The sequence below is a fragment of the Pseudomonas abietaniphila genome (genome assembly GCF_039697315.1).
In the GTDB taxonomy this organism is placed as follows: Bacteria; Pseudomonadota; Gammaproteobacteria; order Pseudomonadales; family Pseudomonadaceae; genus Aquipseudomonas; species Aquipseudomonas abietaniphila_B.
In genome coordinates this window covers 3845762-3870995 of the sequence record NZ_CP155619.1, presented here as the reverse complement: position 1 = coordinate 3870995, position 25234 = coordinate 3845762, and the positions used below count along the sequence as shown (strand labels likewise).

Below are 25234 nucleotides of genomic sequence, written 5' to 3'. Positions count from 1 at the left end.
TGGCTTAGTAATCGAGCTGGCGCAGCTTGTCGCCGGCCGGGTTGATCGCCTCGCGCAGAAAACCGAAACCGGTGCGCCGATCCAGGCGGAACAGCGTGTTGGTGACGTACACGTCATCGCGCGTGCCTACCACTTCCACCACCTCGCTGACACAACGCCGACCGTCAGGCATGCGCGTCAGCTGAATGATCACGTCCAGCGCGGCGCAGATCATTTGCCGCAACGTTTTCTCGGCAATTTGCCGACCGGTCAGGCCCACCAGCGTTTCAAGACGCAGCAACGCGTCTTGCGCGTTGTTGGCGTGGACGGTGCTCATGGAGCCGTCGTGCCCGGTATTCATGGCGGTCATGACGTCGAGCACTTCAACACCCCGGATCTCACCCAGAATGATCCTGTCTGGCCGCATCCGCAGCGCATTACGAATCAGGTCGCTGGCACGGACTTCGCCGTGGCCTTCGGCATTGGGCGGACGGGTCTCCAGCCGCACCACGTGCGGGTGACCGAGCTGCAGTTCAGCCACGTCCTCGATGGTCACCAAGCGTTGCTGCGTCTGAATCATCTGGCTCAGAACGTTGAGCATGGTGGTCTTGCCGGTGCCGGTGCCGCCGCTGATCAGGATGTTGCAGCGCTTGCTCACCGCGTTTTCCAGAAAGTCGTAGATCGACTGATCGATGGTCTGCATCGCAACCAGGTCCGAACTCTTGAGCATGTCCTTGCGAAACTTCCGGATCGACAGGCAAGGGCCGTCCAGGGCAATCGGCGGGATGATCGCATTGACCCGGCTGCCATCGGGCAACCGCGCATCCACCATCGGTGAAGACTCGTCCAGACGCCGCCCCAGAGGCGCAAGAATCCGCTGAATCACGCGCTCCACATGATGGGCATCGATGAAGCGCAGGTCCGAGTGATGCAACACACCTTCGCGCTCGATGAAGACCTTGTTCGGACCGTTCACCAGGATTTCCGTGACCGAATTGTCGCGCAGCAGCACCTCGAGCGGCCCGAACCCGGTCAGTTCGTCGACCAGCTCTTCGGCCAGACGCTCCATCTCGTAGCGGGAAATCGCCAGGCGCAACCGGGCCACATACTCGGCGACCTTGTCGGTGACAAACTGCGCCAGCGCAGGGCGTGTGCCTTCCAGCAGGTTGCGTCCACTCTCCTCGATGGCGTCGATGATGTAGCGATGCAAGACCAGCTTCAGGCCTTGGCCGTCCCCGCCGCTGTCGGCAGGACGGGCTGACACGCCAAAGAGCTTTTCGCCTTTCATTTATGCGTCCTCAACAGGCGACCCAGCCAACCGTCGCGGGGCTTGCCTGGTGCGTCGGATTGGCTCGCCAAGCGTTCTCCCAGACCGCGTAAACCACTGGTCAGGGACTCCCGTGGCGACAGTTCGAACAACGACAGGCCTTGATTTTTGGCGTTCAACCGCAACTCCGGACTCAACGGCAGCACGCCCAGCGCGGGCAGGCCGAAGGTCTTTTCCAGCGTCTCGGAATTGGGCGTGACCTGGCGCAGGTATTTGTCCACCAACAAGCCGGCTTGCTGAAGCTTCAGGCCCTTCTCGCGCCATAGATTGAGGATCGCCAGATTGCGCCGACACTCGATGACGTTCTGGTCGACGTACCACAGCAACTGATCACAATGCGCCACAAAGGTACGCAACGACTCACTGTCCGGCTGCCCCACCAGATTCACCACCACACGCTGAAAATGCTGACGCAAAGCGCTGAGCAACATGTACAACTCGGCTGCGCTGGTGTGCTCGAGCGACATATCGTCGTGGGCGTAGGCGAGGATGCGCAATTGACTGGCGTGAACGGTGAAGGCGCTGTCGATCAGCGTCGAGTCGAGCCTGCGGAGGTGCCGCAGGGCATCGCCGAAATTGAACGACGATTCGAGGCTCAGCATCGCCAGGCTGTCGCCGCGCGGCATGCCGAGGTCCAGCAGCAAGGTGCGCTGCCCTTTTTGCTGCGCCACGAGCGCCAGATGCGCCGACACCAACGCGCCGTCACCGTCGCACTGGGCGCCGTAAATCACGGTCAGGCCGCCCATGTTAGGGTTCGGCGCCACGGCTGGCAGGCGTTTGCTGAGACGCCGCACCAGCCCGGCCACTTCACTGGAGCGTGAGCCATAGGCGACGAAATCCCGCGCACCGGCGCGCATCGCGTTGAGCACCAACTGGTTGTCCATGCCGTCGCCCAAGGCAACGATGGCCAGCATCGGTTTGGCCTCCAGCGCACCTTCGATCAACGCGCTCTGGTTCATCAAATGCTCACGATCAAGCCCCACGAACACCACGCTGGCGAAGGTCACGTCCACCAAGGCGAGCAGTTCGTCGAGGCTGCCGGTTCCCGCGCTCACCACCTGCCCCAACGGCGCCAGCGCGCCCTGCAGCCATTCGAGGTCGGTGGTGTTGCGCGTAATGGCCAGAAAGGTCTGGCTCAAGCTGGGTCCCTGGCTCATTGCGATAACCCGCTGCGGCGGTCGAAACTGCCGTTTTCGAGGAAATACATTTTCAGGAAGTTCGGATCGTAGTTACGCAACCCTTCACCGGGCAGCGAAGGCAACGGCGCATTGGCCGCCAGCGGCTGGACCAGGTGCGGGGTGACGATCATCAAAAGCTCGCGCTCGTCCCGATTGATCTGGGAACTGCGAAACAGCGCACCGAGAATCGGGATGTCGCCCAGACCGGGAAACTTGTCCACCGAGGCAATGTTGCTGGTGTTGATCAGACCGCTGATCACGAAACTTTCGCCATCGGCCAGCGAGACGCTGGTATCGGTGCGACGTACGTTCAGCGCGGGCACCGTGGTGCCGGCAATGGTCACGCCGGCCGTGAAGTCCAGCTCACTGACCTCGGGGGCGACCTTCAAGGCGATACGATTGCGACCCACCACGGTCGGCGTCAGGGTCAGGCGGACACCGTATTCCTTGTATTCGATGGAAATGCCGTTGCCTTCACCGTTGGGCACCGGCACCGGAAACTCACCCCCGGCCAGAAAACTCGCACTCTGCCCGCTCAGCGCCACCAGGCTTGGACGCGCCAGGGTATACGCGAAGCCGCTGCTTTCCATGGCGTTGAGCAAGCCCAGCACTTTGCTGCTGCCGCCGCCCCAGACAATATTGAAATTGTTGTTGTTCAGCGGAATCGCCGGCCGCGTGCCGCCCAGGGTGCCCGGCGTGACCGTGACGCCCGGAACCGTGCCGGGAGAGCCGAACAGGAAATTGCTGGAGCCTCTGCCGAAGATCGATGTGCTGGCTTCTTTGAGCTTGGTGCGGCTGACTTCGACGAATCGAATGTCGGTCTGCACCTGACTGGGCAACAGCGGGTCTTCAGACGGCGGAATCAGCGTGTCGGTCATCGCTGTTTTTGCCGTGCCCCGCACGAACACCATGCTTTGCCGAGGCGACGAAGAGCAGGCGGTCCAGACCATCAGGCTGGTGGTGCCAGGCCCGACGCCGGTCAACAGATACCCGCTGCTGTCGCCGTCATTGACATGCACGTCGGCGATTTTCGGGTCCCCGACTGCAAGCCGCGTGATCGCGACCGGCGAGCGAATGTCCTGCTGCACGCCCTGGCCAATCTCCATGGCCGCAGGCATCGCTGGCAACCCGGCGCAACCTGCCGGCGCTGCGACCACGCCCCCCTGATACAGACACCCTGCTGAAAAAGCCAATACGGCACGGTTCAACATCGGCCTAAAACACTTGCTCATGAATGTGCAGTCCTTGCTCGATCAGGGGGTTTGCTGCGCCGTTTGATTGCCACGAATGACTTCGATTGACCGCGGCTTGCGAGGCTCGCCGCTGCCAACCTGGACGCTGCGCGCAGCGCCCATGCTCAGTTGATTGAAGTGAGTGATGTTGCGACTTGCGGCGTCTTGCTGAAGGGCGATGTCGCTGTCGCCGGCCCAGTAACGTTCCAGGTTCTTTTCTTCGGCGCTGCGCACGGCGAGCCTGAGCGGTCCGGCCTGAGACGCCAGCATCAGGCGGTTGAGCAGTTTTTCCGGGACCGCCACGACCACGCTGCGCGCGTTTGCCTTGAGTTTCTGTTGCTGCGCACGCTCGTCTCGGCTGATGCCCTGTTCTTCCTGTCCTTGATTGACCGGCCCCATGAGCGCCCCGACACTGAGCACCCGTAACGCAGGCACAACGGTTTGTGCAGTGCGATCGGTATTGGTTTGATCGGACGGCAAATAAAGGAGTACATCGACGTAGTCACCGGGGCTCAACTGCCCGCCTGCGCCGATGATCTCGTCAATGGACAAGGCCAGTGCCCGCTCGCCAGGGCGGATCATGCGCGCCAGGGTGCCACCTGCTTCGAAGCTGCTGTCTGTCAGCCAGGTGCCAGCCGCCAATGGACGCCAGGACATGCGACCGATGGCCTCTTCAGGCTTGCTGAAGCTTCCGGCAGGCGCGACTTTCAGACGCTCGACGATCAGGTCGTCAGCCTTGATAGGTGCATAGGCGGGAATGTCTTTGGCGAGCACCAGCACCGGCTGGCGGGTGGGATCTTCCATCGGTTTTTCAGCGACGGGAGGCGCTGCAACGACGGTGTCAGTTTGCACAACGGGCGCTTGAGGCACCGGCGCTGGCTGGCGACTCAGCACCAATCCCCAATACCCGGCAAACAGCGCCCCCAGCAAAAACAGCACAGCGAGCCCCGTTGTGACGCGACTGCTCATGACGGCCCTCCCTTGCCCGATCACACCTTCGAAACGTTACGAGACAACCTGTGATTCAGTTGGCTGCGAACATTCATCCTTTCGCCCTTTGAAGGTAGTCGAGGTCATCCAAAACGCCATCAGTTGTGGGAAATTTCACCTCATGGCATCCGTTCGGGGGACAAGCGCACAAGGGGGTAATACTTTCTGATTAATGCTTTCTTGTGATTGTAGAGTCGGGCATTGGGGTCAATGCTGTAGTTACGAAGGATTGTTAAACGCTGCAAGCGTGTAATGGCGCCAAGAAGCGCAGAGGAGAAGTCAGATGTTCCTTAACTTTGTATCAGCATTGATTCGACGTTTTGTGAAAGACGAAGAGGCGGCTTCCGCGATCGAATACGCCATCGTTGCGTCGATGATCTCACTGGTGGCGATTCTGTTCCTGACCAACATCGGTGCTCAGATCAAGATCATCTTCAACAACATACTTAAAGGACTAGGCGGCACGGCTGTCTGACGAGATCAGGACCAGACGCTTGTTTCTCGGATGAACCCAGCAAGGTAGCCAACATGCCCTCTCACCCCACACGCCAACAACTTCTGCTCGTTGACGACGAAGAGGACGCCAACGAAGAACTCGCCGAATTGCTCGAAGGTGAGGGTTTCTGCTGCTTCACAGCGCCGTCCGTGAGGGCAGCCCTGAAGCTGCTGACCGAGCACCCTGACATCGCATTGGTGATCACTGATCTGCGCATGCCCGAAGAAAGCGGCATCTCGCTGATCAAGCGTCTTCGCGAACACACGTCACGCCAGCACCTGCCGGTGATCGTCACCTCGGGCCACGCCGACATGGAGGATGTCAGCGATTTGCTTCGCCTGCAGGTGCTGGACCTTTTCCGCAAACCCATCTATCACGTCCGCCTCCTGGAAACCCTCAACAATCTGTTTCCAGAGCCCAAGGTGTATCAGGTCGGGAACTGACCCTGAATCACTCAAATCCCTGCAAGACCCCGATTGTTGGCAAACGCGCAGTGTCAGTCGCCTATCTACTGCCTGACACTGTGCGTTCGCTGCCGGCGTAACCTCCGACGTCTCCTACAGAGTATTTCGTTTTTCGGAGGATTTGCGCAGAGCATGGCGAATGATAAGAGCCAGTTTGCTGGCGAAGGGGCTGGATCAGCGACATCAATGTTGAATGATCCACCGCGTTCGCTGCCGTCGTAACCTCCGACGTCTCCCACAAAGAAAACGCCGCATGACGAAGGGGTGTGCCTAGGCTCGATGCACCTCCCTCCTCCATCCGCCCCTCTCAAAGCTGGTAACTGAAACTCAAGGTAAATCTCGGGTTGCGGTTAAAGCTATCCAGGCCAACATCGGACATGGGCTTGGCGGCCTCCAGTGCGATGTTGTAGTAACGGGCATCACCAAAGCGCAAACCTGTCGCCGCCGAAGACAACCTCGACGTCTTGATCGGCAGCTCGTTGAACCAGGTCCTCGCAGTGTCGAGCACCACATACGGTTGCAGCACTTTGACCCAGTTGCCGTCGCGCCTGAAGCTGTAGTTGACCTCATACGCCACACCCCAACCCTTGTCCCCCGACGCTTGGTCGGTCGGGTAACCACGACCGAAATTCTGGCCGCCAAACTGTGCCCGTTCACTGTCCGGCAAGGTGTCGTCACTCCAGTAAAGCGCCGCCGAAAACACGCCCTGCCAGTGCTCGAAAAACGTGTCGCTCTGCACGCCCGACAACCGCGCGCGGAAGAAGTCGAGGTCGTAGGTGTTGTCGTCCGTTTTGGCACCCATGCCATCGATCCCCTGATACACACCGGCGCTAAGGATGCGCAGCTGGCGATCCGTAGACTTGCGCCAGTCCCCTTCGATCGCCAGCGCCCGAATGTCGGTTTTGCTCTCCACGCTCAGCGGAAAGCCAATCACGTCGTAGCGGGTCTTGTCGTTCACGGCATACAGGCGCGAACCGACACTGAGCCACTCACTTTGCGCCGCGATCAACGGATGGGTGAAGCCGATGGAAAAGCGGTCGTTGTCGCGTCGTTGCTTGAGCTCCAGGCCGTTGTCCAGCGCGACGTTGGTGCCGGGCTCACTGCGATAATGCGAGGCCGACAGGTTCAGCTGCGTCCCTTCGGTATTGAGGTACTGGCTGTAATCGAGCCGGTAGTAGTGTTCGTTGTCGTCACCCGGCGGAAACAGCCCGCTGACCGTGAGTTGTTCGGCCATGGAGGTCTGCGCATTGCTGTTCAGGCCGAGCAGCGCCTGCAGGCCGTCGCGGTTGTCATCGGTGGTGCTCAGCGTGCTGGTAAAAGGCTTGCGCGACGCTTGGGCGATCAGCGTCGTCGCGCCGTTGGTGGTGCCGGGTGGCGGCACCTGAGCCTGCAACGTCACGCCAGGGACGCGGCTCATCAATGAGGTGTAGCGCTCGAACGTCTTGCGGGTCAGCGGGCGCTCCTGCTTGATCTTGTCGACCAGTTTTTGCAAATAGGCCGACACGTTGCCGATGTCGCCCTCCAACCGGTAATCGCGCACGTACCCTTCAACCAGCACGACTCGCACCAGCCCCTGATCAAAGCTTTGCGGCGGCAAAAAGGCGTAGGACAACAAGTAGCCGTCATCCTGATAACGCTTGGTCACGCGTCGGGTGGCGTCGATCAATTCGGCCAGCGTGGCATCACGCCCGATCAGCGACTCATAGGCCGCGCCCAGCTCTTCGAGCGGGTAAACCGTCCCGCCCTCGATGCGGATTTTGCGCACATCGACCTTGGTACTCATCATCAATGGCGTGGCATCGGCCGGAGGCGCGGGGACTTGCAAGGCGGGCGTAGTGGGGCGATAGGCGTCGGCGGGGAGGTTGGGCACCGGCAGGGTGCGTTCGCGGTCGTTGCTGTTCAAAAAACTGGGAAGCGGTTCAGCGTTTGCGAAAAAAGGAGACACAGAAACACCCAGCACCAGGACAGGGACACAAGCACGCATAAGGACACTCCATTGGCCAACAGCAGCGGCGTTGCACAGGCATAAAAAAGACAGGGGATCATCCGACTCCCCTGTCTGAAACAAGCGTAGGCGTTGTATGGAAAGTCGCTACCAAAGTTAGCCGGAGAAAGAACACATCATTACGGAAAACAAACTCGCAATAGTTCTCACACTGCCCAGCACTGTTTACTTACGGTTAGCCAACGCTCCACCCAAACCACCGCCTAAAGCGCCTGTTACCCCGTTGAGCAGCCCGCCGATACCACCGGCCGACGCGCCGCCGCCATTGACCACACCGCCGGTGTGCACCACCGTATTGCCCACACTTGAAACCGTCGCACCTGCTGTCGCCGCGACCGGATTGGCGCTCGCGTTTGCGATCTGGTTACCCACACCGCTCACCGCATTACCGACCTGCCCGAGCAGACCGCTGACAGGCCCACCGAGCCCCGTCGATGCACCGATGTTCTGGGTCACGCTGGTGACGTTGTTGATCACCGGGCCCACCGCAGCCGACACGTTCGTGGTCAGCGCTGCGATCGGTGCACCAAGTGCGGTATTGGGCACCCCATTGCCGCCAAGGATCGGACCAAGAGAGGCTATCGTCGCCCCGCCATTACTGGCATTCAGACCCAGTAGACCGACCACGGTGTTGCCGGAACCTCCAGTCAGACCTGTGCCAGCAGCGACCACGACACCACCGACGTTTTCCAGCAATCCGCCGCCAAGCCCTGGTACACCCGGCAGCCCCGGTACACCCGGCAACCCTGGCAACCCTGGCAACCCGACGCTGCCACCGGTGCCCGCACCGGCCTGCAGATAGCCCGCGGCCGTGCCTGCCACATCGCCCAACCCGCCCAGCGATCCGCCAAGCCCAGCGGTGACCGGGTTATTCGCAGCGCCGTTTTGCAGCGTACTGCCGAGATTGTTGAGCGTGCCTTTGGCGTTTTGCAGCAAGCCATTGACAGGCGCGCCTAACCCTGTGGCATCGCCCACTTTGTCAGTGGTCGATTCCAGCATCGACACGACTGGCACCAGCTTGTCGCCTATCGCTTTCGTCGCAGATCCGAGTGGACCGCTGGTGGTCGCGGCGCTCAGGGTGTCGCCCAACATGGTGACTTTTTGCCCGACGCCATCAACCAGGCCACCAGCCCCTGCGACCACCGTACCCACCAGCGGCACCTGTTCAATCGTTGAGGATCTGGCAAATTTCGTCACGCCGGTACCGAGGGAAGAAACGCCGCCGCCCAGGTCGCCTGTCGCGGTGCCGACGCTGGAGAGTGTCACGCCCAGGGAGTTGCTGTCGGTGCCCAGGGTCCCCAAACCTTTCACCAGTCCGTCGCCAACGCTGTTGACAGCCGTGCCAGCCGAGGACAACAGACCACCTGCGCCAGACGTCAGATCCGTGTTGCCTGCGAGTGGCACCGAAGACACGGCATCTCCGACGCCGACCACCGCATCGCCGACCTGGCCGAGCACATTCCCCAGATTGATGCTGGTCTGGGCGGTGGTCGAACGCACCACCGGGGTCCCTACCCCGCCGCCGCCAGTTCCTCCGGTACCACCGCCTGTGCCCCCTGTGCCGCCCGTGCCACCGGTTCCACCCGTACCGCCATCGGCAACACCGCCTGTCCCGCCTGTACTGCCAGTGCCACCCGTGCCGCTGCCATCGGTACTTCCGTCACTGGCGGAGCCTCCCGATGTACCCGCTGATGACGAACCATCGACATGACTTTTCGAACCACCACCGCCACTGCTGCAACCGCCCAGGCTGACTGCCAGAACAAGTGCCAATGCGGATGTCGCGAAAAACATTTGGGTTTTCATGGGGAGAATCCTTCCAAAACGCGATTGTTTTTTTGGCTTTGCGGCATGACCCGAAAAGCGCTTGTCCATGGCGTCATAACAAGCGTTGGGAAGGATTCGAGCAATTCACAACTTGGTATTAACAACTTATATACACACAGGCACGCCTGCACCCGCCCGAATAAATAGCCCTGTAAATCAATGATATGGTCAGGTTAAAAGCAGGACAGACCGGTCTGCGGACGAAAGTTATATAGTCGTAATTGAATAGGTTTGATGGCTAAAAAAATCGCACTCGGTGCCGAGGTGCGCCGGCACTCAGTGCAGCCATGGAAGTACAACCGGTGAACGGTCGTCGACCGGAATACCGATTCGCGAATGAATTCGCTCCCACAGGGGTCTGCGCGCCGCCCTCAATCCACCACACTGAACTCCACCCGCGCGGTCTGGCCGCTTTCGTCCAGCACGCTCAGTTGATAGCGACCCAGCCGGGTGAACGTGTGGTTGTAGCTGCCCTGATTCGCGGTGTCGCCCACCGGCGCTCCGTCGATGAACCACCACCGTCGACCACTGCCTCCCAGCGCCGACAGGTTCAGACGCAGCTGCTGCTGACTGCCTGCCGGCAAACGCAGTTGATCGCCCTCGCGAACCCCCACAATCGTCAGCGGCGCCGCCAGGCCAAGCGCTTCCGGCGGACAGGCCGGATCGACCGCCGGCAAGCGTGCCTCTCTGCGCTCGCTTTTCGCTAGCCAGGGCTCCAACGGCGCGGGCCACAGCGCAATATCCCGAGCCTGAGCCTGTGGACAACTCGCACTGACACGCAACCCCTTGTCGTTGACCCAGACTTTCTCCAGCAGCCCCAGCCCCAGCGGTTGATCGGTGGCTTGCAGGGTCGGCGGCGTGGTGCCGTCCAGCGTCCAGGCAAAGCGCTGACGCCGACAGTTGGGGTCGCTCTTGCTCATCGGTTGCCCCAACGGCCAGCAGATGGCAGCCACACCCACGTTGAGCGGCACCGGCAGTATCGGCGGCACGATGTTGCGCTGAGCATCGCGGTTCACCAGCAGATCGTGAACCTGCAGCATCAGAGGCGCCGCCGACGCCAGTCCGAACTGCCCGGGCACCGGCGTGCCGTCTGGCCGGCCAATCCACACGCCAATCAAAAACCTCGGCCCGACCCCGATGGACCAGGCATCCCGGAAGCCATAACTGGTGCCGGTTTTCCAGGCCAGTTGCGGACGCTGAACCAGCTCGGCATGCGGGTCCAGATCGGGCCGCGACTGGCCGCTGAGGATGCGCCGGATAATCCACGCGGCCCCGGCGACATCATCGGCCGGTCACGCAGACGGTCGTCCGGTTGCAAGCGGATGTCGGCACTGCGACCGCCCCGCGCGAACGCGCTGTAGCCGCCCACCAGATCCTCCAGCCGACTGCCCGCGCCGCCGAGAATCAACGCCAGGTTCGGTTCGGCCAGCGGCGGCAAGGTCAGCGGCACACCGCCGTTGCGCAACTCGGCAGCAAAGCGTTTGGGACCATAGGCTTCGAGCAGTTGCACGGCAGGCAGATTGAGCGACATCGAGAGGGCAGAACTTGCCGCCACCGCGCCGTTGAAACCTGACGAGAAGTTACCCGGCCGGTAATCGCCGTAACGTCGCGGCACGTCCTGCAACAGTGACTCGGAATGAATCAGCCCGGCGTCCATCGCTTTGCCGTACAGAAAAGGTTTGAGCGTCGAGCCTGGTGATCGCAGCGCGCTGACCATGTCGACATGACCGAAGCGTTTGGCATCGCCGATGTCCACAGAGCCGACGTAAGCGCGCACCGCCATGCTCTCGGCTTCCACCACCAGAATCGCTGCCGAGGTGCGTTCCGGGAGCCGCGCACGCCAACCCAGTAGCAGGTCTTCGAGACGACGCTGCAATCCTGCATCCAGTGCCGTACGGATCAAGGGCGGACTGTCCGGACGATTGAGTCGTCGAGCGAGCAGCGGTGCGAGACTCGGTTCCTGTCGCGGCGCGAGCAACAGTGGTTCCTCCAGCGCCTCATTGACGGATGATTGCGGCCACACGCCGAACTCGGCCAGACGCCTCAGCACTTTGTCGCGCGCGGCCTGCGCGCGCTGAGGGTGCCGATCCGGGCGCAAGCGACTGGGCGCCTGCGGCAGGACGGCGAGCAGCGCGGCGTCGGCGCGTGTCAGCTGTTGTGGCGACTTGCCGAGGTACGCCCAACTGGCCGCCGCGACGCCTTGCAAGGTGCCACCGAACGGCGCGCGATTGAGGTAGAGGCCGAGGATCTCCTGCTTGGACAAATGCCATTCGAGCTGTGCCGTGCGCCATAACTGGCGGAACTTGCCCGGCAGCGTGCGCGAATGGGGATCGAGCAAGCGCGCGACCTGCATCGACAACGTGCTGCCGCCTGACACCACATGGCCGCCACTGAGGTTCTGCCAGGTCGCTCGCACCAGCGACATCGGGTTCACGCCGGGGTGCTGATAGAACCAGCGGTCTTCGTAGGTGAGCAGCGCTTCGAGGTAATAGGGCGATACCTGATCGACCGTCACCGGGTAACGCCACACGCCGTTGGCATCGGCGAAGCGCCACAACGGCGTGCCGTCTTCAGCGAGCACCACCCGCGCCATATCATCCTTGGGCAGCGGCAATGGCCAGATCCGGTCCGCGAGCCAGAGCAGCAGGCATACCAGCAGCAGGCTGCCCATGACCCAGCGCCCTGCTCGTCTCGCCCGTTGCCATCCACTGTGCGGCAGACCGCGATCCTGTGGGAGCGAGCTTGCTCGCGAAGGCGGCATATCAGTCGACCCGGCATTGAGTGAGAGGCCCATTCGCGAGCAAGCTCGCTCCCACAGGGGCCTGCATCTGCTCACAAGAAATCTGCCCGTCATGCCAAACAGCCTTTATGCTTCAGGGAACTCGTCTCGCCCATCGACAGCCAAAGCGAACAGTCTTTATTGTGTTCCACCCCTTTCATCAGGAAGCAGACATGCGGGTAGAAAGCGTTTTCGAATGGCTTGGCCAGGTAATCGGGGCCGTGATTCGCTTCGTGGTCGACGGGTTAAGCTGGTTATTCAACATGTTCACTCATGCCGGTGGCAATTTCGTCGACGGCTTGTCACGCACGTTGGGCATGGACACCTCGCTGATCAGCATCGTCGCCCTGATCATCGGCCTGATGCTGCTGTACTCGGCCATCCGCGCCTTCATGCGCGCCTCGATCATCATGGGGATCATCTGGCTGTTTCTGGGGTTGTGGTTGTTGAGCTGGATTATTCATTAAGTACACGAAGCACCGATCTTGTAGGAGCGTGGCTTGTGCCTGGGCCGCATCCAGACGATCTGCCGGAAACCGGCAGCGAATCCGGCGTATGCGGTCTGTCTATGACACCGGATTCGCTGGATTTACGACGACTTCGTCGCCGATCGCGGGACAAGCCACGCTCCTACAAGGGATCGCACGGCATCTGCTATTTCTTCCCTTTCACCACCAACTGCGCAGGCGCTTCGCCCAGTGCCTGCCAGTTCGGCCGGTACATCGACTCCACTTGTGGCGGCGGCACGCGGTAGATACCCGGTGTCACGGCGCGGGCCAGGTACAGCAGGTGCACGGTGTTGAACCCCTGAAGATCCATGGCTGCAACATAGCGGTCGCCGCGGAACTCCTGGTGTTTCACCCCGGCGTTTTCCATCGACTCGCGCCACTGCTTCACCGACTCGCTGGCGTCTTCCAGGCTGGCCGCACTTTGCGCCAGGTTCTGGTTTTCGATCTCAAGACCGGCGGGCAGCAAGTCCACCACCAGCGCATCCGGCACCCGCTCCTTGGCTTTGACCTCCAGGTGCACCAGCACCAGTTCGCCGCTCTTCAGGGCGTTGAGGTTCAGCGCCTCGCCATCCATCCCGAGGTACTCACGGCGAATGGCCAGGTTCTCACCACCGGCCGCAGGCGGTTGCGATGGATAACCGGAGATCGTCATCTGTTGATACAGCGTGTCGCCGCCCGTGTTCTGCACGGTCAACGGCCACGCCAACACAGAACTGTCCAGCTTCACGCCCGGCTGGTCATTGCTCAGTTCACGGTTGCTGCTGCCGCTGTTCAGAGTCGCCGCCCATTTGGCTTCCGGCTTGCCGAGCAGATCACGCCCGGCCAGGAACAGTGAGTTACGCTCCTGCGTTGACAGATACCGACTGGCGGCCACCTGATCGGACAGCGCAAACAAGCGCTCTTCGACCTTGTCCGCCGCCAGCTTGTTCTCTTCCAGCAGGGACAGAATCAACGCCTGATCGCGCAACGGACTGCCGTAATCGGCAAGCCAGTCGTTGGCTTTGCGGCCCGCCGCCAACCCGGCCAGCAAGGCCTGATCGGCGCGAGGCTTGTCGCCCATTTTCTCCAGCGCGATGGACAGTTGCACCAACGGCAATCCGGAGCGGGCGTCCGTGCGACGGTCGAACAGGCTACGCAACGCGCCCAACGGCGCCTGCTGGCTGCGCGACAACACAAGCCCCGCATACGCCTGCACCGCAAAGCGCGTGTGGTCGGCGTTCTCGCTGTAGTTGACCTCGATCTGATTGCGTTCCTGCAAGTAGCGCAGCAGACGCTCGTTGGCTTTTTTCAACGCATCCGGTGGCACGGCATAGCCCTGATCACGGGCGCGCAGCAGGAAGTCGGTGACGTACGCCGTCAACCAGTATTCCTCTTCACCGTCGGCGCCCCACAGGCCGAAACTGCCGTTGTAGCGCTGCATCCCGATCAACCGCTCGATGCCCAGCTCGATTTTGCGTTTGCGCACCGCGTCCGGTTCGCCTTCCAGACCCAGACGCTTGAGGGTTGCAGCATCGGCATACAACGACGGATACAGGCCGCTGGTGGTTTGCTCCAGGCAGCCGTAGGGGTAAGCCTTCAGCGCGCGAATCTGCTCGCCGAGGTTCAGCGGCGGACGGCTCGACACCGACAGTAATGCCTCTCTTCCTGCCGGCTCGAACGCCTCAAGCGCACCCTCTGGCAGACTCCATACCTGATCTTTCAGCACGGCCCGGTATTGCCGCAGCATGGCGGGATACGCCGGGCGCACGCCGATCGTCCACTCACGACTGAAGGCCGGCAGGTTCTCGCCCGGCAGGTCCAGGCCATTGACCGTGACCTTGATCACGCCCTGGCCGAATCCGCCCTGCGCTTTGACCGGAATCTGCAAGGTCGTGCGCTGGCCCTGGGTAAGACTCACGGATTTGCTTGCGTCACCTTCACCCAGGCTCAGCTGCCCTTCGGCAGTGACCTGCACGTTGAGTTTCTGCGCTTTGCCGGACAGGTTCGAAAGGTCCAGCACCACTTTGGTCTGGTCGCCACCGGCCAGGAAGCGCGGTGCCGACAGCTCGGCAATCAACGGCGCGGCGACAACGGTTTTCGCTTCGGCCATGCCATAGCGCTCGTCGGTCCAGGCCTGCGCCATGATGCGCAGCTCACCATTGAAATCAGGGATGTCGACGCTGACTTCGGCATCGCCCTGCTCATTCAATGTCACCGGCGCGCTCTGCAGGGCAACGATGGTCACGCTGGTTTCAGGCCGTTTTCCGCCCTTGGCCAGCGCGGCGTCGCCACCGAACGCCAGACTGGCAAGGCGGTTGCGTCCGGCCTCGATCAACTGCCCATAGATATCGAGTTGGTCAGCGCCATATTCTTTGCGCCCGAACAGGCTGGCGAATGGATCCGGCGTGGCGTACTCGGTGATGTTGAGAATGCCGACATCGACCGCCGCGACCAGCACGTGTACGTCCTTGGGGATCGATCCGTCGGCGTTTTTCGCGTTGACCTTGAGCGTGAGCGGTTGCTTGGGTCGCATCTTTTCCGGCGCCGTCACGGTCAACGCCAACTTGCGTTGAGAACGATCCAGCGGCAAGTGCAGCACGCCCACCGCGCGTTTAGGCGTGACGTTGGCCTTGCGCTCGCCCGGACGGATCACCAGCGCACTGACGTACAAATCGTGACGCGCCCATTGCTTGTCCATCGGGATATCGAAGGTTTTGCCTTCGGCCGGGACGTCGATCTCCTGCCACCACAGTGGACCGTCGCTGGACTCTACCAGCAGATAGCCTTTACCGGCGCTCGGTGGCGTCACCGTGACTTTGGCCGTGTCGCCATCGGCGTAGGCGGGTTTGTCCAGCGCCAGCTTGACCTGATCAGGCCGCACGGCGCCGCCTTCGGCGTTGTCCTGCCAGCGATAACCGGCCCAGAAACGCACGCTGCTGATCAACCCGGTGGCAGGGTCTTCGACCTCGACGCGGTACGGGCCCCACTCGACCGGGAAGCTGATCTTCGCCGTGGCGTCTTTTTTCACGCTGACTGTTTCTTCGGACAGGTTGAGGAATTTCTCGTTGTAGTGATAGCTCCAGCCATCGCTGTCGGAGTAGTTCCAGTAGTAGTCACGACGCTCGCGGATCAGCCGCACTTTAAGGTTGTCGGCCGCCAGCTTGTGGCCTTCGGCGTCCGCCATCAGCACTTCGAATTCAACCGGGCCGTCGCCATCGGTGGCCTCGCCGTCGAACAGGCCGCGCAAGCCCGGCAGTGTGTCGGCGGGCCAGACAGGCTGCGTCAGGCGACGTGTGATGGGCCGACCGCCTGACTCCTGCAAGCTGGCCTGCAGCACAAGCTCCAGCGGCGAGCGCGCCTTGGCCCATTGACTGTCGATGCTCAGGTCCAGATCGCCATTGGCATCCAGTGTGCTGTCTTCAACCTCAAGGTCCTGCTTGAGGTCTTCCTCGGTCACCGAGCCGAACTGATAACCCGGCAGCGCGGGAACCGCCTCTCGCAGCGGCCTTACGTACAACTGCCCGGTCAGGCGGTTGCCCGACGCCGGCGCGCCATAGAGATAACGGCCGTTGATGGCGATATCGAAGGGCGCATCGGGTGCCAGCGGTGTGTCACTGCCTTTGAGTTCGAGGGCCATCCGCTCAGGAAGGAAATCCTCGACCTGAAACTCGTACAACTGCGGCTTGCCGTCGCCGAGGTCGAACACCAGTTGCCAACGCCCTGTGGGCGCCTCATCCGACAATTGCAGCTGATATTGGTACAGGCCCGTGGCGTCAGCGTCCCACACGAATTTGCGGCTGACCTGCTCGTCCGGTCGGCGCACTTCCACGGTGATTGGCTGTGGTTTCACCCGCTTGCCGTCGTTGTCGCGCAACAAGCCGTTGAGCAATACCGTTTCACCCGGGCGGTACAGATCGCGCGGGCCAAAAATAAAGAACTGCAACGGGTGCGCTTGCGGCCCGGTGATGTCGAACTCGGCCAAGTCCAGCGCGGCGCTGTTCAGGCGCAGAAGGCTGGTCTGTTCGCCCTGATGCGCGAGCAGCACCTCTGCCTTGGCGGGCAAGGGCAGTTCGGCGTGGCCCGCATTGTCGGTTTTGCCCTGGCCGATCACTCGGCCCTTGTCGTCATACAGTTCGAGGTCCACGCCGTTCAGCGCTTTACCGCCTTCCAGCGCCTGGGTGAACACATCCAGCCGGTTGCTGTAACGGTGCGCGGACAGCCCGATGTCACTGAGGGTGAAAAGCGTCGCGGGCTGCGAATAGTTGTAGGTGCCAGAGGCGCGCATCACCGCCAGGTAAACGCCCGGTTGTTGCAGTGGCTTGAGCCCTGCAATCGGCAGCAACACGGTTTCACGGGTGTTGCGCACAGGGTTCAGGTCGAAACGTCCGCCATAGACCAGATCGGCCATGGGCAGCAGTTCCTTGGATTCGTAACTCTGCAGACTGGACGAACCTTCCCACGAACTGAGAAACGCGGGCAAAGAATCAGGCTTGATGCGGAAGAATTCGACATCGACCTTGTCGACGTTCAGCGCAATGACCGGCAGGCCTTCGGCCAGGCGAGTCGGCAACAGACTGCCGCGACTGGCGAAGCCGACCGTAGCCTGCAGATCGGACGTTTCCAGGCGCGCGGAATATTCAGCCGCCAGGGTGTTGTTGTTCACGGCCGCCAGGCCAGGGTCAATCGTCAGGACCAGTTTGCGCTTGGGCTCCAGATGGCGCAGTCGTAGCTCCATCAGGCTGTCTGAAAGCTCCCAGGCACCGTCGACCTTGCCGTCCTTGCTGTCGACCAGATGCACCTTTTCCGCGAATTTCTGATCCGGGCTCAGCGGCACCGAAAAACTCAGCGACAGCGTACTCGCGCCGTCGAGCTGGATTTCCGAGACATCGACCACCGTCAGCTCACGGCCGGCGTAGCGTTTGCTCAGCGCAGGAATGTCGACAGCGGGCTTGGGCTTGGCAGCCTCTGCGGCGGCAGGCTGCGTCGCGGGCGCCGCCGGGGTTGCCGGGGCAGGCGCAGGTTTATCGGACGTGGAGGAATCGCAGGCACTGAGCAGTACCAGCGCGCAGGCCAGAAACAATCCTTTGTTAAGCATGAGGCACTCATTGGCGGCAGTTGTGATGAGGAGCAGCAGTTATAGCACCGCAATCCAGATCATGGCGCGCGGCGCGGGAATAGACCGTGGGTTTGTGTGTTTGTTCGCACTGCCAGCCGACCCGATCAATCCCCCCGACATACCCGAATCGGCAGGAGCCGGCTTGCTGGCGAACGCAGTCTGTCAGCCGATGTTTTCGTCACCGATCTACCGCATTCGCCAGCAAGCCGGCTCCTACAGTCGACCTGCGCTGAAGCCGGTATCCCGCTACAATGCCGGCCTTCCATGCCCTCCATTCCCCAGAGTGTTCATGTCCAATTTCCTCACTGACTGGCGTCAGCGTGCCACTCACCGGCAGGTGTGGGCGCTGGCGGCGCCGATGATTCTGTCGAACATTTCCGTGCCGCTGGTTTCGCTGGTGGACAGTACGGTCATCGGTCACCTCCCACACGCTCATCAGTTGGGCGCGGTCGCGGTGGGCGGCACGCTCTATAGCTTTCTGGCATGGGCCATGAGTTTTCTGCGCATGGGCACGACGGGCTTTGCCGCTCAAGCAGCAGGACGTAACGACGGTGCGGCGTTGCGCCAGGTACTGTTACAGGGACTATTGCTCGCCATGGGTTTTGCCGTGCTGCTGGGGTTGATCGGCCTGCCGTTCCAGCACCTGGCGCTGCAAATGATGCAGCCTTCGCCCGACCTCAACGACCTGACCCGCGATTTCTTCCACACCCGGCTGTTCGGTCTTCCGGCGGCGCTGGCCAGCTATGCGCTGGTCGGCTGGTTCCTGGGGCTGCAAAACGCGCGCGCACCGCTGGCCATTTTGCTGACGACCAACCTGGTGAACATCGCGCTGAATCTGTGGTTTGTGATCGGACTGGACTGGGGCGTTGTCGGCAGTGCGCGGGCTTCCGTCCTGGCCGAATGGATCGGTGCGCTGTTGGGTCTCGCGCTGACCCACAAGGGCCTGCGCGATTATCCGGGCCATCTGGCCTTGGGGCTGCTTAAACGCTGGCAGAGCTGGCGACCCTTGCTGGCCGTCAATCGAGACATTTTCATACGCAGCCTAGTGCTGCAATCGGTGTTCTTCCTGATCACCGTGCAAGGCGCGCGACTGGGCGATGCCACAGTGGCGGCCAACGCCTTGCTGCTGAACGGCCTGTTGCTCACGGCCAACGCGCTCGATGGGCTGGCGCATGCCGTGGAAGCGCTGTGCGGACATGCGATCGGCGCCCGCGACCGAGATGCCTTGCGTCGTTCGCTTAACGTCGCCGGTGGCTGGTCATTGATCTGCAGCGCGGCGTTTGCCGTGCTATTCCTGTTCGCAGGGCATCTGTTCGTCGAGATGCAGACCAACATCCAACCGGTCCGCGACATTGCCTTTATCTATCTGCCGTATCTGGCGGTGCTGCCGCTGGTCGCGGTCTGGAGTTACCTGCTCGACGGCCTGTTCATCGGCGCCACCCGCGCCCGCGAAATGCGTAATGCCATGGTGATGACTGCCCTTCTCACGGCGCCCTTCGCATGGCTGGCCAGCAGCTTCGGTAACCATGGGCTCTGGGTGGTTTTCCTCTTGTTCATGGCACTGCGTGCCGTGACGCTGGGCCACATCGCCCGACGGTTGAATCGTACGGGTGGGTGGTTCGACTGCGCGAACGAACATTGAACCCTGGGGGAGCGAATTCATTCGCGATAGGATTTTCCGGCCAATACGCCCCTATTGCCCGTAACATTTTTCGCGAATGAATTCGCTCCCACAGGCCATGGCCGCCAGCCAGATCAAAGTCACGGCCTGCGGTCATCACCAGCAATCTGACTCACTTCGCCGATGTAGCCACCCGCGCCTGATCCTGCGCATGAATGAAACTCACCACTTCATCCAGCACCGGTGCCAGGCTGCGCATCGGCCGGGACAGCGAGGCGACCAGCGTGGCGTGACCGGGTTTCGAAAAGTACAGTTCACGCACCGACACACCTTGCTCACGCAGGCGTCGGGCCATGCCGCCCGTGTTGCGCTGCGGGTTGACCAGGGTGTCATCTGTGGCCGCGATCAACAGCGCGGGTGGCGAGGCGGCACTGACGTGGTTGATCGGTTGCGAATCAGGCGGTGAGTTCGGAAAGAAAAACACCGGCTTCACCTCCGGGTTTTCGATGGGCAGAAAATCGTACGGACCGGCCAGGCCGATCCAGCCACGCAGCATCGAGGGTTTCATGCCCACACTGGCCAGCCACTTGGGATCGAGCGCCAGCATCGCGGCGTTGTACCCGCCCGCGCTGTGCCCCATCACGTAAAGCCGCGAAACGTCGCCACCGTATTGGCCGATGTGATCACGGGTCCAACCCACCGCTCGCGCACTGTCCTCCAGAAACCCCTGGTAATGCACCTGCGGATAAAGCCGGTAATCGGCCAGCACCGCAACGATCCCACGGGAAGCCAGCGCTTCGCCGACGAAGCGGTAATCGCCACGCGAACCGCTGTTCCAGCTGCCGCCATAGAAGAAGACCACCACGGGCGCATCCTTTGCCGGGTGCGTCGGGGTGTAGACGTCCAGCTTGTTGCGCGGATCGCTGCCGTAACTGATGTCTGCCGTCCTGCTGAAGGTGCTCTCCGGCGTCAAGGCATTGAGCACTTTCAACGGCGAACACCCCATCAACAGGCCCAGCAGGCCACCGACAAAAACCCATTTCAGTGCCGCTCTGATCATCGCGCGTCCTCTTGGCAACGGTCAGGACAGTCATGGCCGCATAGCGTTACGACTCCCCGGCAGCAGAATAGTTGAGTGCGCGTTCAAGCGCCCTTCCCTGCTCCGTCACTCTCAGGGTCGGAGAGGGACGACAAGGCAACCCGCGAGCCACTCAGCGTGAGGGTGTCGTTATCGAGGGTGACGTGGCTCGACCCCACCCTGAACTGCAATTCGTTGTTCTCGGCCATCTGCACCGTCAACTCATCGTCGATCGAGAACTGCTGTGAGTCGCCCAGAAACGCACATCGGTCGACGCGTGCCGTAATTCCTCTGGAAGGCGCGCTGGCGGGCGCTCCGTGCACGAGAGGATTGATGTCGGGGTCCCACAGTCTGTGAGTGATAAACGGATCCTCCGGGTTGTCGTCCCGAAAACTCACCATGACTTCCATGCCGCCCCACCATGGGTGATCGACGCTCTTGAGGGCAGGGTCTACCGGAATCCAGCACTCGTTGAAGCGTGCTCCTTCGCCCTGATTACCCCATTCGAACCGGACCTTGAGTCGTCCCCTCGCATCCAGGCTGGCGGGCTCGAACAACCTGCCGACGACACACGCCCGCTGCACGCTCGAACGCTGAGGCATCGTCCTTGGCAGGTCACCCTGAGTGTCGTCGGCAGCCCCGTCGGCAGGGGGCAGCGAGACGCCGGAGGTGGCGATGTCAGGCGTGTCGGTAAACACCACCACATGCCGGTTGCGTGTGTGCTCGAAGTGATAGTGCACCTTCTCCTCGTCGCACAACCGTTGCACCAGTTGCAAATCGCTCTCGCTGTACTGAGCGCAGTAATCGCGAACCTGACACGGTTGTTTGCGCTGCCACAGGTAAGCGGTGTCATCGATGCCGTGCTCGCTCAACACTTGCGTGATGATCTGCTGGGCGGTCATGTCCTGAAAGATGCGTCGGTTATGCCGATACGCCATGAGCCCCAAGCGTGGGCCCAGGGTGATCAGGTAATGCCTGGGCCGCACCCGCGACAAGTCGCCGAAGACAAACTCCGTCGTACTGCGCACGATGCTCTGGATATGCCCATGAATGCCCGACGGGGCGTTTTTCAAGTGCAGAAAAGCCGGACTGAACAACAACTCATGGGCGTCCAGCGTGGCACCGAGAGGGACGACGACCTCCAGCTGGAAGCTGTACGGCCGGTTATAGGTTTCGCCCCCCTTGCAGGTCAGTACATCAAGCATCCGCTTGGGACGATTGAGCTCCAGAAGCAGATGGGGGGCATTGACGAACGGGTGCATGCGGCGGACGACCTCGACAGACAGATTCAGACGGGGCGGCGATTCTGGAGGAGAAGACGCGTCAAGTAGAGGGGGTAAATGCAGAACAGGAAATGACCTACAGAAGCGGACAGCAGGCCGCGGTCAATCTGTAGGAGAAATAAAAAACGGGCCCGTCAGGGGCCCGTTCTTTACGCGTTGGCGTTGATCAGGACGACAGGTAGGAAGACCGCGTCAGACCCAGGCGCAGGGCGTCCAGGTATTGCGTACGCTCACGCGGGCTGATCTTGGCGCTGGCAACCTTGTCCCGGTAGTGGGTCATCAGTTCTTCCGGCGACAAGTGCACGTAACGCAGCATGTCTTCGATGGTGTCGTGGGTTTCGATCCCTGCCGAATAGGCGCTGCCGTCGGCGTTTTGGTAGATGTTCACCGAGTCGGTGTCACCGAACAGGTTGTGCATGTCGCCCAGGATTTCCTGATACGCGCCGACCAGGAAGACGCCCAGCAGATAATCTTCGCCTTCGTTCAGGGCGTGGACCGGCAGGCTGGTTTCGATGCTCTGCTCGTCGACGTACTGGTTGATCTTGCCGTCGGAGTCGCAGGTCAGGTCTTGCAGCACGGCACGACGCAGCGGCTCTTCGTCCAGACGGTGCAACGGGATGATCGGCAGTACCTGATCGATCGCCCAGGTGTCCGGCAGGCTCTGGAACACCGAGAAGTTGCAGATGTACTTGTCGGCCAGCTTGTCGTTGAGTTCGTCCAGCACCTGACGGTGCGAGCGCTGACGCGCCTTCAACGAGTTGTGCAGGCGGCGGCAGACCGCGAAATAGCACTGCTCGCCCAAGGCTTTCTGCGCCAGCGTGATCTTGCCATCCGAGTACTGCGACGCGATGTCACTCATGTAGTGCGTGGCACGCCAGTAGGTTTCGGTGACCATCTCGATGTCAGTCGGACCCAGCAGATCGATCAGCCACTGCAGGGTTTCCGGCAGGTTTTCCTTGTCGGTGATCTCTGGCACTTCATCGTTGTGACGCTCGACGTCGGTGACCTGAATCACCAGCATTGCGTGGTGCGCGGTCAGCGACCGGCCGCTTTCCGAGAAGATGTGCGGATGCGGCAGGCTCTGCGCATCGCAGAACTCCTTGAGCATGCCGACCACGACACCGGCGTAATCGTCCATGTCGTAGTTGATGGAGCTGGCGTTACGCGAGTGCGTGCCGTCGTAGTCGACCCCCAGGCCACCACCGACGTCGATGTGATCGACCGGCAGGCCCAGATTGCGCAGCTCGCCGTAGTAACGAATGGCTTCCTTGAAACCGTGCTGATAGTCCGCCAGGTTGGCGATCTGCGAGCCCATGTGGAAGTGCAGCAAACGAATGCCCTGATCCAGGCCCGCCTTGGTGAAACGCTCGACCACCGACAACAGCTGCGCGGCGGACAGACCGAACTTGGACTTTTCGCCACCGGTATCAGCCCACTTGCTCGACGCCAGCGACGACAGGCGCACGCGCAGGCCGACCTGTGGCGCGACCTTGAGCTCGGCGGCTTCTTCGATCACCAGTTCGACTTCGGACTCTTTCTCGATGACGATGAAGACGTTGTGGCCCAGCTTCTGGCCCATCAGTGCCAGACGAATGAATTCGCGGTCCTTGTAACCATTGCAGACGATGGTGCCGCCCTTCGGCGCCAGGGCCAGCACCGCCATCAGCTCAGGCTTGGAACCGGCTTCCAGACCGATGGAAACGTCCTGCGTGGCAATGATGTTTTCAACCACCGCTTCCTGCTGGTTGACCTTGATCGGGTACAGCGCGGTGTACTTGCTCTGGTATTCCAGGCGCTCGATGTTTTCGTCGAACGCACCGGTCAGCTGACGTACGCGGTCTTGCAGGATGTCCGGGAAGCGCACCAGCAGTGGCAAGGACAAACCGCTCTTGCGCAGCTCGTCTACCTGCTCGTAAAGGTCGATGGGCGAGCTGCCCGGACCATTGGGACGAACTTCAACGCGACCGGCTTCGTTGATTGCAAAATAACCAGCCCCCCAATGACGAATCCCATAGACACTGCGGCTGTCTGCCACGGTCCATTGGCTGCCATCGTCTTTGCGTGTGCGTCGTACGGACATCGAAGTCCCCTATATAGAAGTCATAAAGCCCCGGCCTGACCGGCTGGGCGCAGTGTATAGAGTGGAAATGACGGTTTGGCGCCAGCTCGCTGTGCGGCAGTAGACCCGCAACGCACAGCAGAGTTTGCTTTTACAGACCAGTGCCAGACCGACAACGAAACCCAAGGCGGGTTGAACAGGACGATTCAACCGCCCGACTTTTTCGCCTTGAAGCCCTGCTTGACCAGTTCCGCCAGCAGCGTCTCGACATGATCACCTTGAATCTCGATCACGCCGTCCTTGAGTGCACCACCGGTTCCGCAACGACGTTTGAGCGTAGTCGCCAGGTCCTTGAGTGCATCTTCGGCCAGCGGCACGCCCGTGATGGTGGTCACCGTCTTGCCGCCGCGACCTTTGCTTTCGCGACGAACTCGGGCAATGCCATCACCTTCGGGGATAACGGATTTCTTGCAGATACAGGCATCGACGGGCTGACGGCATTCGGGACAGTGCCGTCCAGCGTCGGTTGAAAATACCAGGCCACCGAGGGCGGCGAAGGATGCGGCTTTTTTGGCCACCGGCAATCCTCTTCTTGAGGACCAAAGTCTGGTCGGGCAGAGCGTCAGAAACTACTCTGCGGAGCCGACCGCGAAGCCCCACTCAGGCAGGGGCAGCGCTACTGGACGGCAAGGCCGTCCAGCGTGAAAAAGGTCGCGCAGTGTAACGGCAAAAAGCGTCGATGCTAAGTGCAAATATGCGCCAATTTACGGGACATTTGCGACGTTGCCCAAATAGCGCTTCAACGCGGCCAGAGAGTCCGGGCAATAAGGCTTTTCGGCGGTTTCGCGCAGCACCTGATCGACCGCGATGAAGCGCGCTTCAATCACTTCTTCAGGCTGGAGCTTCAAGGGTCCGTCCCAGACCGCGGAAAACACTGCGCACCACAACCGGTTGTCCGGCTGATCGAAAAAAAACTGCTCGTGGGCGGTCAGCTCGACTCCCGCCACGCCCAGTTCCTCTTCCAGTTCCCGCGCAGCCGATTCGACGTAACTCTCATCGGCCTGGACCATACCGCCCGCGGCGACATCCCAGTAACCGGGATAGATCGCCTTGCTGAGCGTGCGCCGGTGCACGCACAACTCGCCTGCTGAATTGAACAAAAGAATGTACGTGCCACGGCCAATCAGCCCGCGCTCGCGCAGCTGGGCGCGAGGCAGCGAGCCGAGCAGTTGATCCTGACGATCAACCCAGGCAATCAGTTCGGCATCGGAAGCCGCGCGGTGCGCGACTTCATTCTCAGAGACGGACATCG

16 protein-coding genes and 1 pseudogene are annotated in these 25234 nt (G+C 61.4%); 4 read left to right on the top strand and 13 right to left on the bottom strand.

From position 1 onward, the window contains the following. Positions 1–4 precede the first annotated feature (4 nt). Genes ABDX87_RS17105 through cpaB form a run of 4 tightly spaced genes read right to left on the bottom strand, consistent with a single transcriptional unit; the run spans position 5 to position 4685 of the window. A complete protein-coding gene (locus tag ABDX87_RS17105) occupies positions 5–1267 on the bottom strand; it encodes a CpaF family protein (RefSeq protein WP_346828947.1) in 1263 nt (420 codons plus the stop codon). Continuing rightward, positions 1264–2463, bottom strand: a complete 1200-nt coding sequence (locus ABDX87_RS17100) for an AAA family ATPase (protein ID WP_346828945.1) — start codon at positions 2461–2463, stop codon at positions 1264–1266. The genes ABDX87_RS17105 and ABDX87_RS17100 overlap by 4 nt, the downstream gene beginning before the upstream one ends. Further along, positions 2460–3695, bottom strand: a complete 1236-nt coding sequence (locus tag ABDX87_RS17095; protein ID WP_431061262.1) for a type II and III secretion system protein family protein — start codon at positions 3693–3695, stop codon at positions 2460–2462. Before ABDX87_RS17095 ends, ABDX87_RS17100 begins: the two co-directional genes overlap by 4 nt. Before the next feature lie 42 nt (positions 3696–3737). After that, on the bottom strand, positions 3738–4685 hold the full coding sequence (cpaB, locus tag ABDX87_RS17090; RefSeq protein ID WP_346828943.1) for a Flp pilus assembly protein CpaB: 948 nt from the start codon (positions 4683–4685) through the stop codon (positions 3738–3740). A gap of 304 nt (positions 4686–4989) precedes the next feature. On the opposite strand from cpaB, the gene ABDX87_RS17085 reads away from it, so the two are divergent. Both ABDX87_RS17085 and ABDX87_RS17080 read left to right on the top strand, forming a co-directional pair. Beyond that, a complete protein-coding gene (locus ABDX87_RS17085) occupies positions 4990–5181 on the top strand; it encodes a Flp family type IVb pilin (protein WP_346828942.1) in 192 nt (63 codons plus the stop codon). A 53-nt stretch (positions 5182–5234) separates the two neighbouring features. Further along, positions 5235–5645 (top strand): response regulator, encoded by a 411-nt coding sequence (locus ABDX87_RS17080; RefSeq protein ID WP_346828941.1) that lies wholly within the window; start codon positions 5235–5237, stop codon positions 5643–5645. 328 nt (positions 5646–5973) lie between these two features. Here the strand turns inward: ABDX87_RS17080 and ABDX87_RS17075 are convergent, their stop codons facing one another. From ABDX87_RS17075 to pbpC, 3 genes and pseudogenes are all read right to left on the bottom strand, one after another. Next, positions 5974–7650, bottom strand: a complete 1677-nt coding sequence (locus ABDX87_RS17075) for a ShlB/FhaC/HecB family hemolysin secretion/activation protein (RefSeq protein WP_346828940.1) — start codon at positions 7648–7650, stop codon at positions 5974–5976. A 186-nt stretch (positions 7651–7836) separates the two neighbouring features. Next, complete coding sequence (locus tag ABDX87_RS17070; protein ID WP_346828939.1) at positions 7837–9477, bottom strand: collagen-like triple helix repeat-containing protein; 1641 nt, start codon at positions 9475–9477, stop codon at positions 7837–7839. Between the two features lie 392 nt (positions 9478–9869). Next, positions 9870–12169 (bottom strand): annotated as a pseudogene (gene pbpC / locus ABDX87_RS17065) (peptidoglycan glycosyltransferase PbpC). A gap of 281 nt (positions 12170–12450) precedes the next feature. On the opposite strand from pbpC, the gene ABDX87_RS17060 reads away from it, so the two are divergent. Beyond that, on the top strand, positions 12451–12744 hold the full coding sequence (locus ABDX87_RS17060) for a hypothetical protein (RefSeq protein WP_346828938.1): 294 nt from the start codon (positions 12451–12453) through the stop codon (positions 12742–12744). Positions 12745–12931: 187 nt separating this feature from the next. Here the strand turns inward: ABDX87_RS17060 and ABDX87_RS17055 are convergent, their stop codons facing one another. After that, the gene (locus tag ABDX87_RS17055; RefSeq protein ID WP_346828937.1) at positions 12932–17860 is read right to left on the bottom strand and encodes an alpha-2-macroglobulin family protein; all 4929 of its coding nucleotides are present in this window, start codon (positions 17858–17860) and stop codon (positions 12932–12934) included. A 310-nt stretch (positions 17861–18170) separates the two neighbouring features. On the opposite strand from ABDX87_RS17055, the gene ABDX87_RS17050 reads away from it, so the two are divergent. Further along, a complete protein-coding gene (locus ABDX87_RS17050; protein ID WP_346828936.1) occupies positions 18171–19523 on the top strand; it encodes an MATE family efflux transporter in 1353 nt (450 codons plus the stop codon). Between the two features lie 151 nt (positions 19524–19674). On the opposite strand, the gene ABDX87_RS17045 is transcribed toward ABDX87_RS17050, so the two are convergent. The 5 genes from ABDX87_RS17045 to ABDX87_RS17025 form a co-directional block, all read right to left on the bottom strand. Beyond that, positions 19675–20562 carry an alpha/beta hydrolase gene (locus tag ABDX87_RS17045; RefSeq protein ID WP_346828935.1) on the bottom strand — a complete coding sequence of 296 codons (888 nt, stop codon included), beginning with the start codon at positions 20560–20562 and terminating at the stop codon, positions 19675–19677. An 83-nt stretch (positions 20563–20645) separates the two neighbouring features. Continuing rightward, complete coding sequence (locus tag ABDX87_RS17040) at positions 20646–21842, bottom strand: contractile injection system protein, VgrG/Pvc8 family (protein ID WP_346828934.1); 1197 nt, start codon at positions 21840–21842, stop codon at positions 20646–20648. Between the two features lie 187 nt (positions 21843–22029). Then, positions 22030–23943, bottom strand: coding sequence for an arginine decarboxylase (gene speA, locus ABDX87_RS17035; RefSeq protein WP_346828933.1), 1914 nt, complete (start codon positions 23941–23943; stop codon positions 22030–22032). 185 nt (positions 23944–24128) lie between these two features. Further along, entirely contained in the window at positions 24129–24500 is a 372-nt protein-coding gene (locus tag ABDX87_RS17030; protein WP_346828932.1) for a translation initiation factor Sui1, read from the bottom strand. Between the two features lie 186 nt (positions 24501–24686). Further along, positions 24687–25232 (bottom strand): NUDIX hydrolase, encoded by a 546-nt coding sequence (locus ABDX87_RS17025; RefSeq protein ID WP_346828931.1) that lies wholly within the window; start codon positions 25230–25232, stop codon positions 24687–24689. Positions 25233–25234: the final 2 nt, after the last annotated feature.

Excerpts from the sequence above, each read along its gene's own strand:
- ABDX87_RS17080 (WP_346828941.1), top strand. The coding sequence starts at position 5,235 with ATGCCCTCTCACCCCACACGCCAACAACTTCTGCTCGTTGACGACGAA.
- ABDX87_RS17025 (WP_346828931.1), bottom strand. The coding sequence starts at position 25,232 with ATGTCCGTCTCTGAGAATGAAGTCGCGCACCGCGCGGCTTCCGATGCC.
- ABDX87_RS17045 (WP_346828935.1), bottom strand. The coding sequence starts at position 20,562 with ATGATCAGAGCGGCACTGAAATGGGTTTTTGTCGGTGGCCTGCTGGGC.
- ABDX87_RS17060 (WP_346828938.1), top strand. The coding sequence starts at position 12,451 with ATGCGGGTAGAAAGCGTTTTCGAATGGCTTGGCCAGGTAATCGGGGCC.
- ABDX87_RS17105 (WP_346828947.1), bottom strand. The coding sequence starts at position 1,267 with ATGAAAGGCGAAAAGCTCTTTGGCGTGTCAGCCCGTCCTGCCGACAGC.
- ABDX87_RS17075 (WP_346828940.1), bottom strand. The coding sequence starts at position 7,650 with ATGCGTGCTTGTGTCCCTGTCCTGGTGCTGGGTGTTTCTGTGTCTCCT.
- ABDX87_RS17095 (WP_431061262.1), bottom strand. The coding sequence starts at position 3,695 with ATGTTGAACCGTGCCGTATTGGCTTTTTCAGCAGGGTGTCTGTATCAG.
- ABDX87_RS17100 (WP_346828945.1), bottom strand. The coding sequence starts at position 2,463 with ATGAGCCAGGGACCCAGCTTGAGCCAGACCTTTCTGGCCATTACGCGC.
- ABDX87_RS17040 (WP_346828934.1), bottom strand. The coding sequence starts at position 21,842 with ATGCACCCGTTCGTCAATGCCCCCCATCTGCTTCTGGAGCTCAATCGT.
- ABDX87_RS17085 (WP_346828942.1), top strand. The coding sequence starts at position 4,990 with ATGTTCCTTAACTTTGTATCAGCATTGATTCGACGTTTTGTGAAAGAC.
- cpaB (WP_346828943.1), bottom strand. The coding sequence starts at position 4,685 with ATGAGCAGTCGCGTCACAACGGGGCTCGCTGTGCTGTTTTTGCTGGGG.
- speA (WP_346828933.1), bottom strand. The coding sequence starts at position 23,943 with ATGTCCGTACGACGCACACGCAAAGACGATGGCAGCCAATGGACCGTG.
- ABDX87_RS17055 (WP_346828937.1), bottom strand. The coding sequence starts at position 17,860 with ATGCTTAACAAAGGATTGTTTCTGGCCTGCGCGCTGGTACTGCTCAGT.
- ABDX87_RS17050 (WP_346828936.1), top strand. The coding sequence starts at position 18,171 with ATGTCCAATTTCCTCACTGACTGGCGTCAGCGTGCCACTCACCGGCAG.
- ABDX87_RS17070 (WP_346828939.1), bottom strand. The coding sequence starts at position 9,477 with ATGAAAACCCAAATGTTTTTCGCGACATCCGCATTGGCACTTGTTCTG.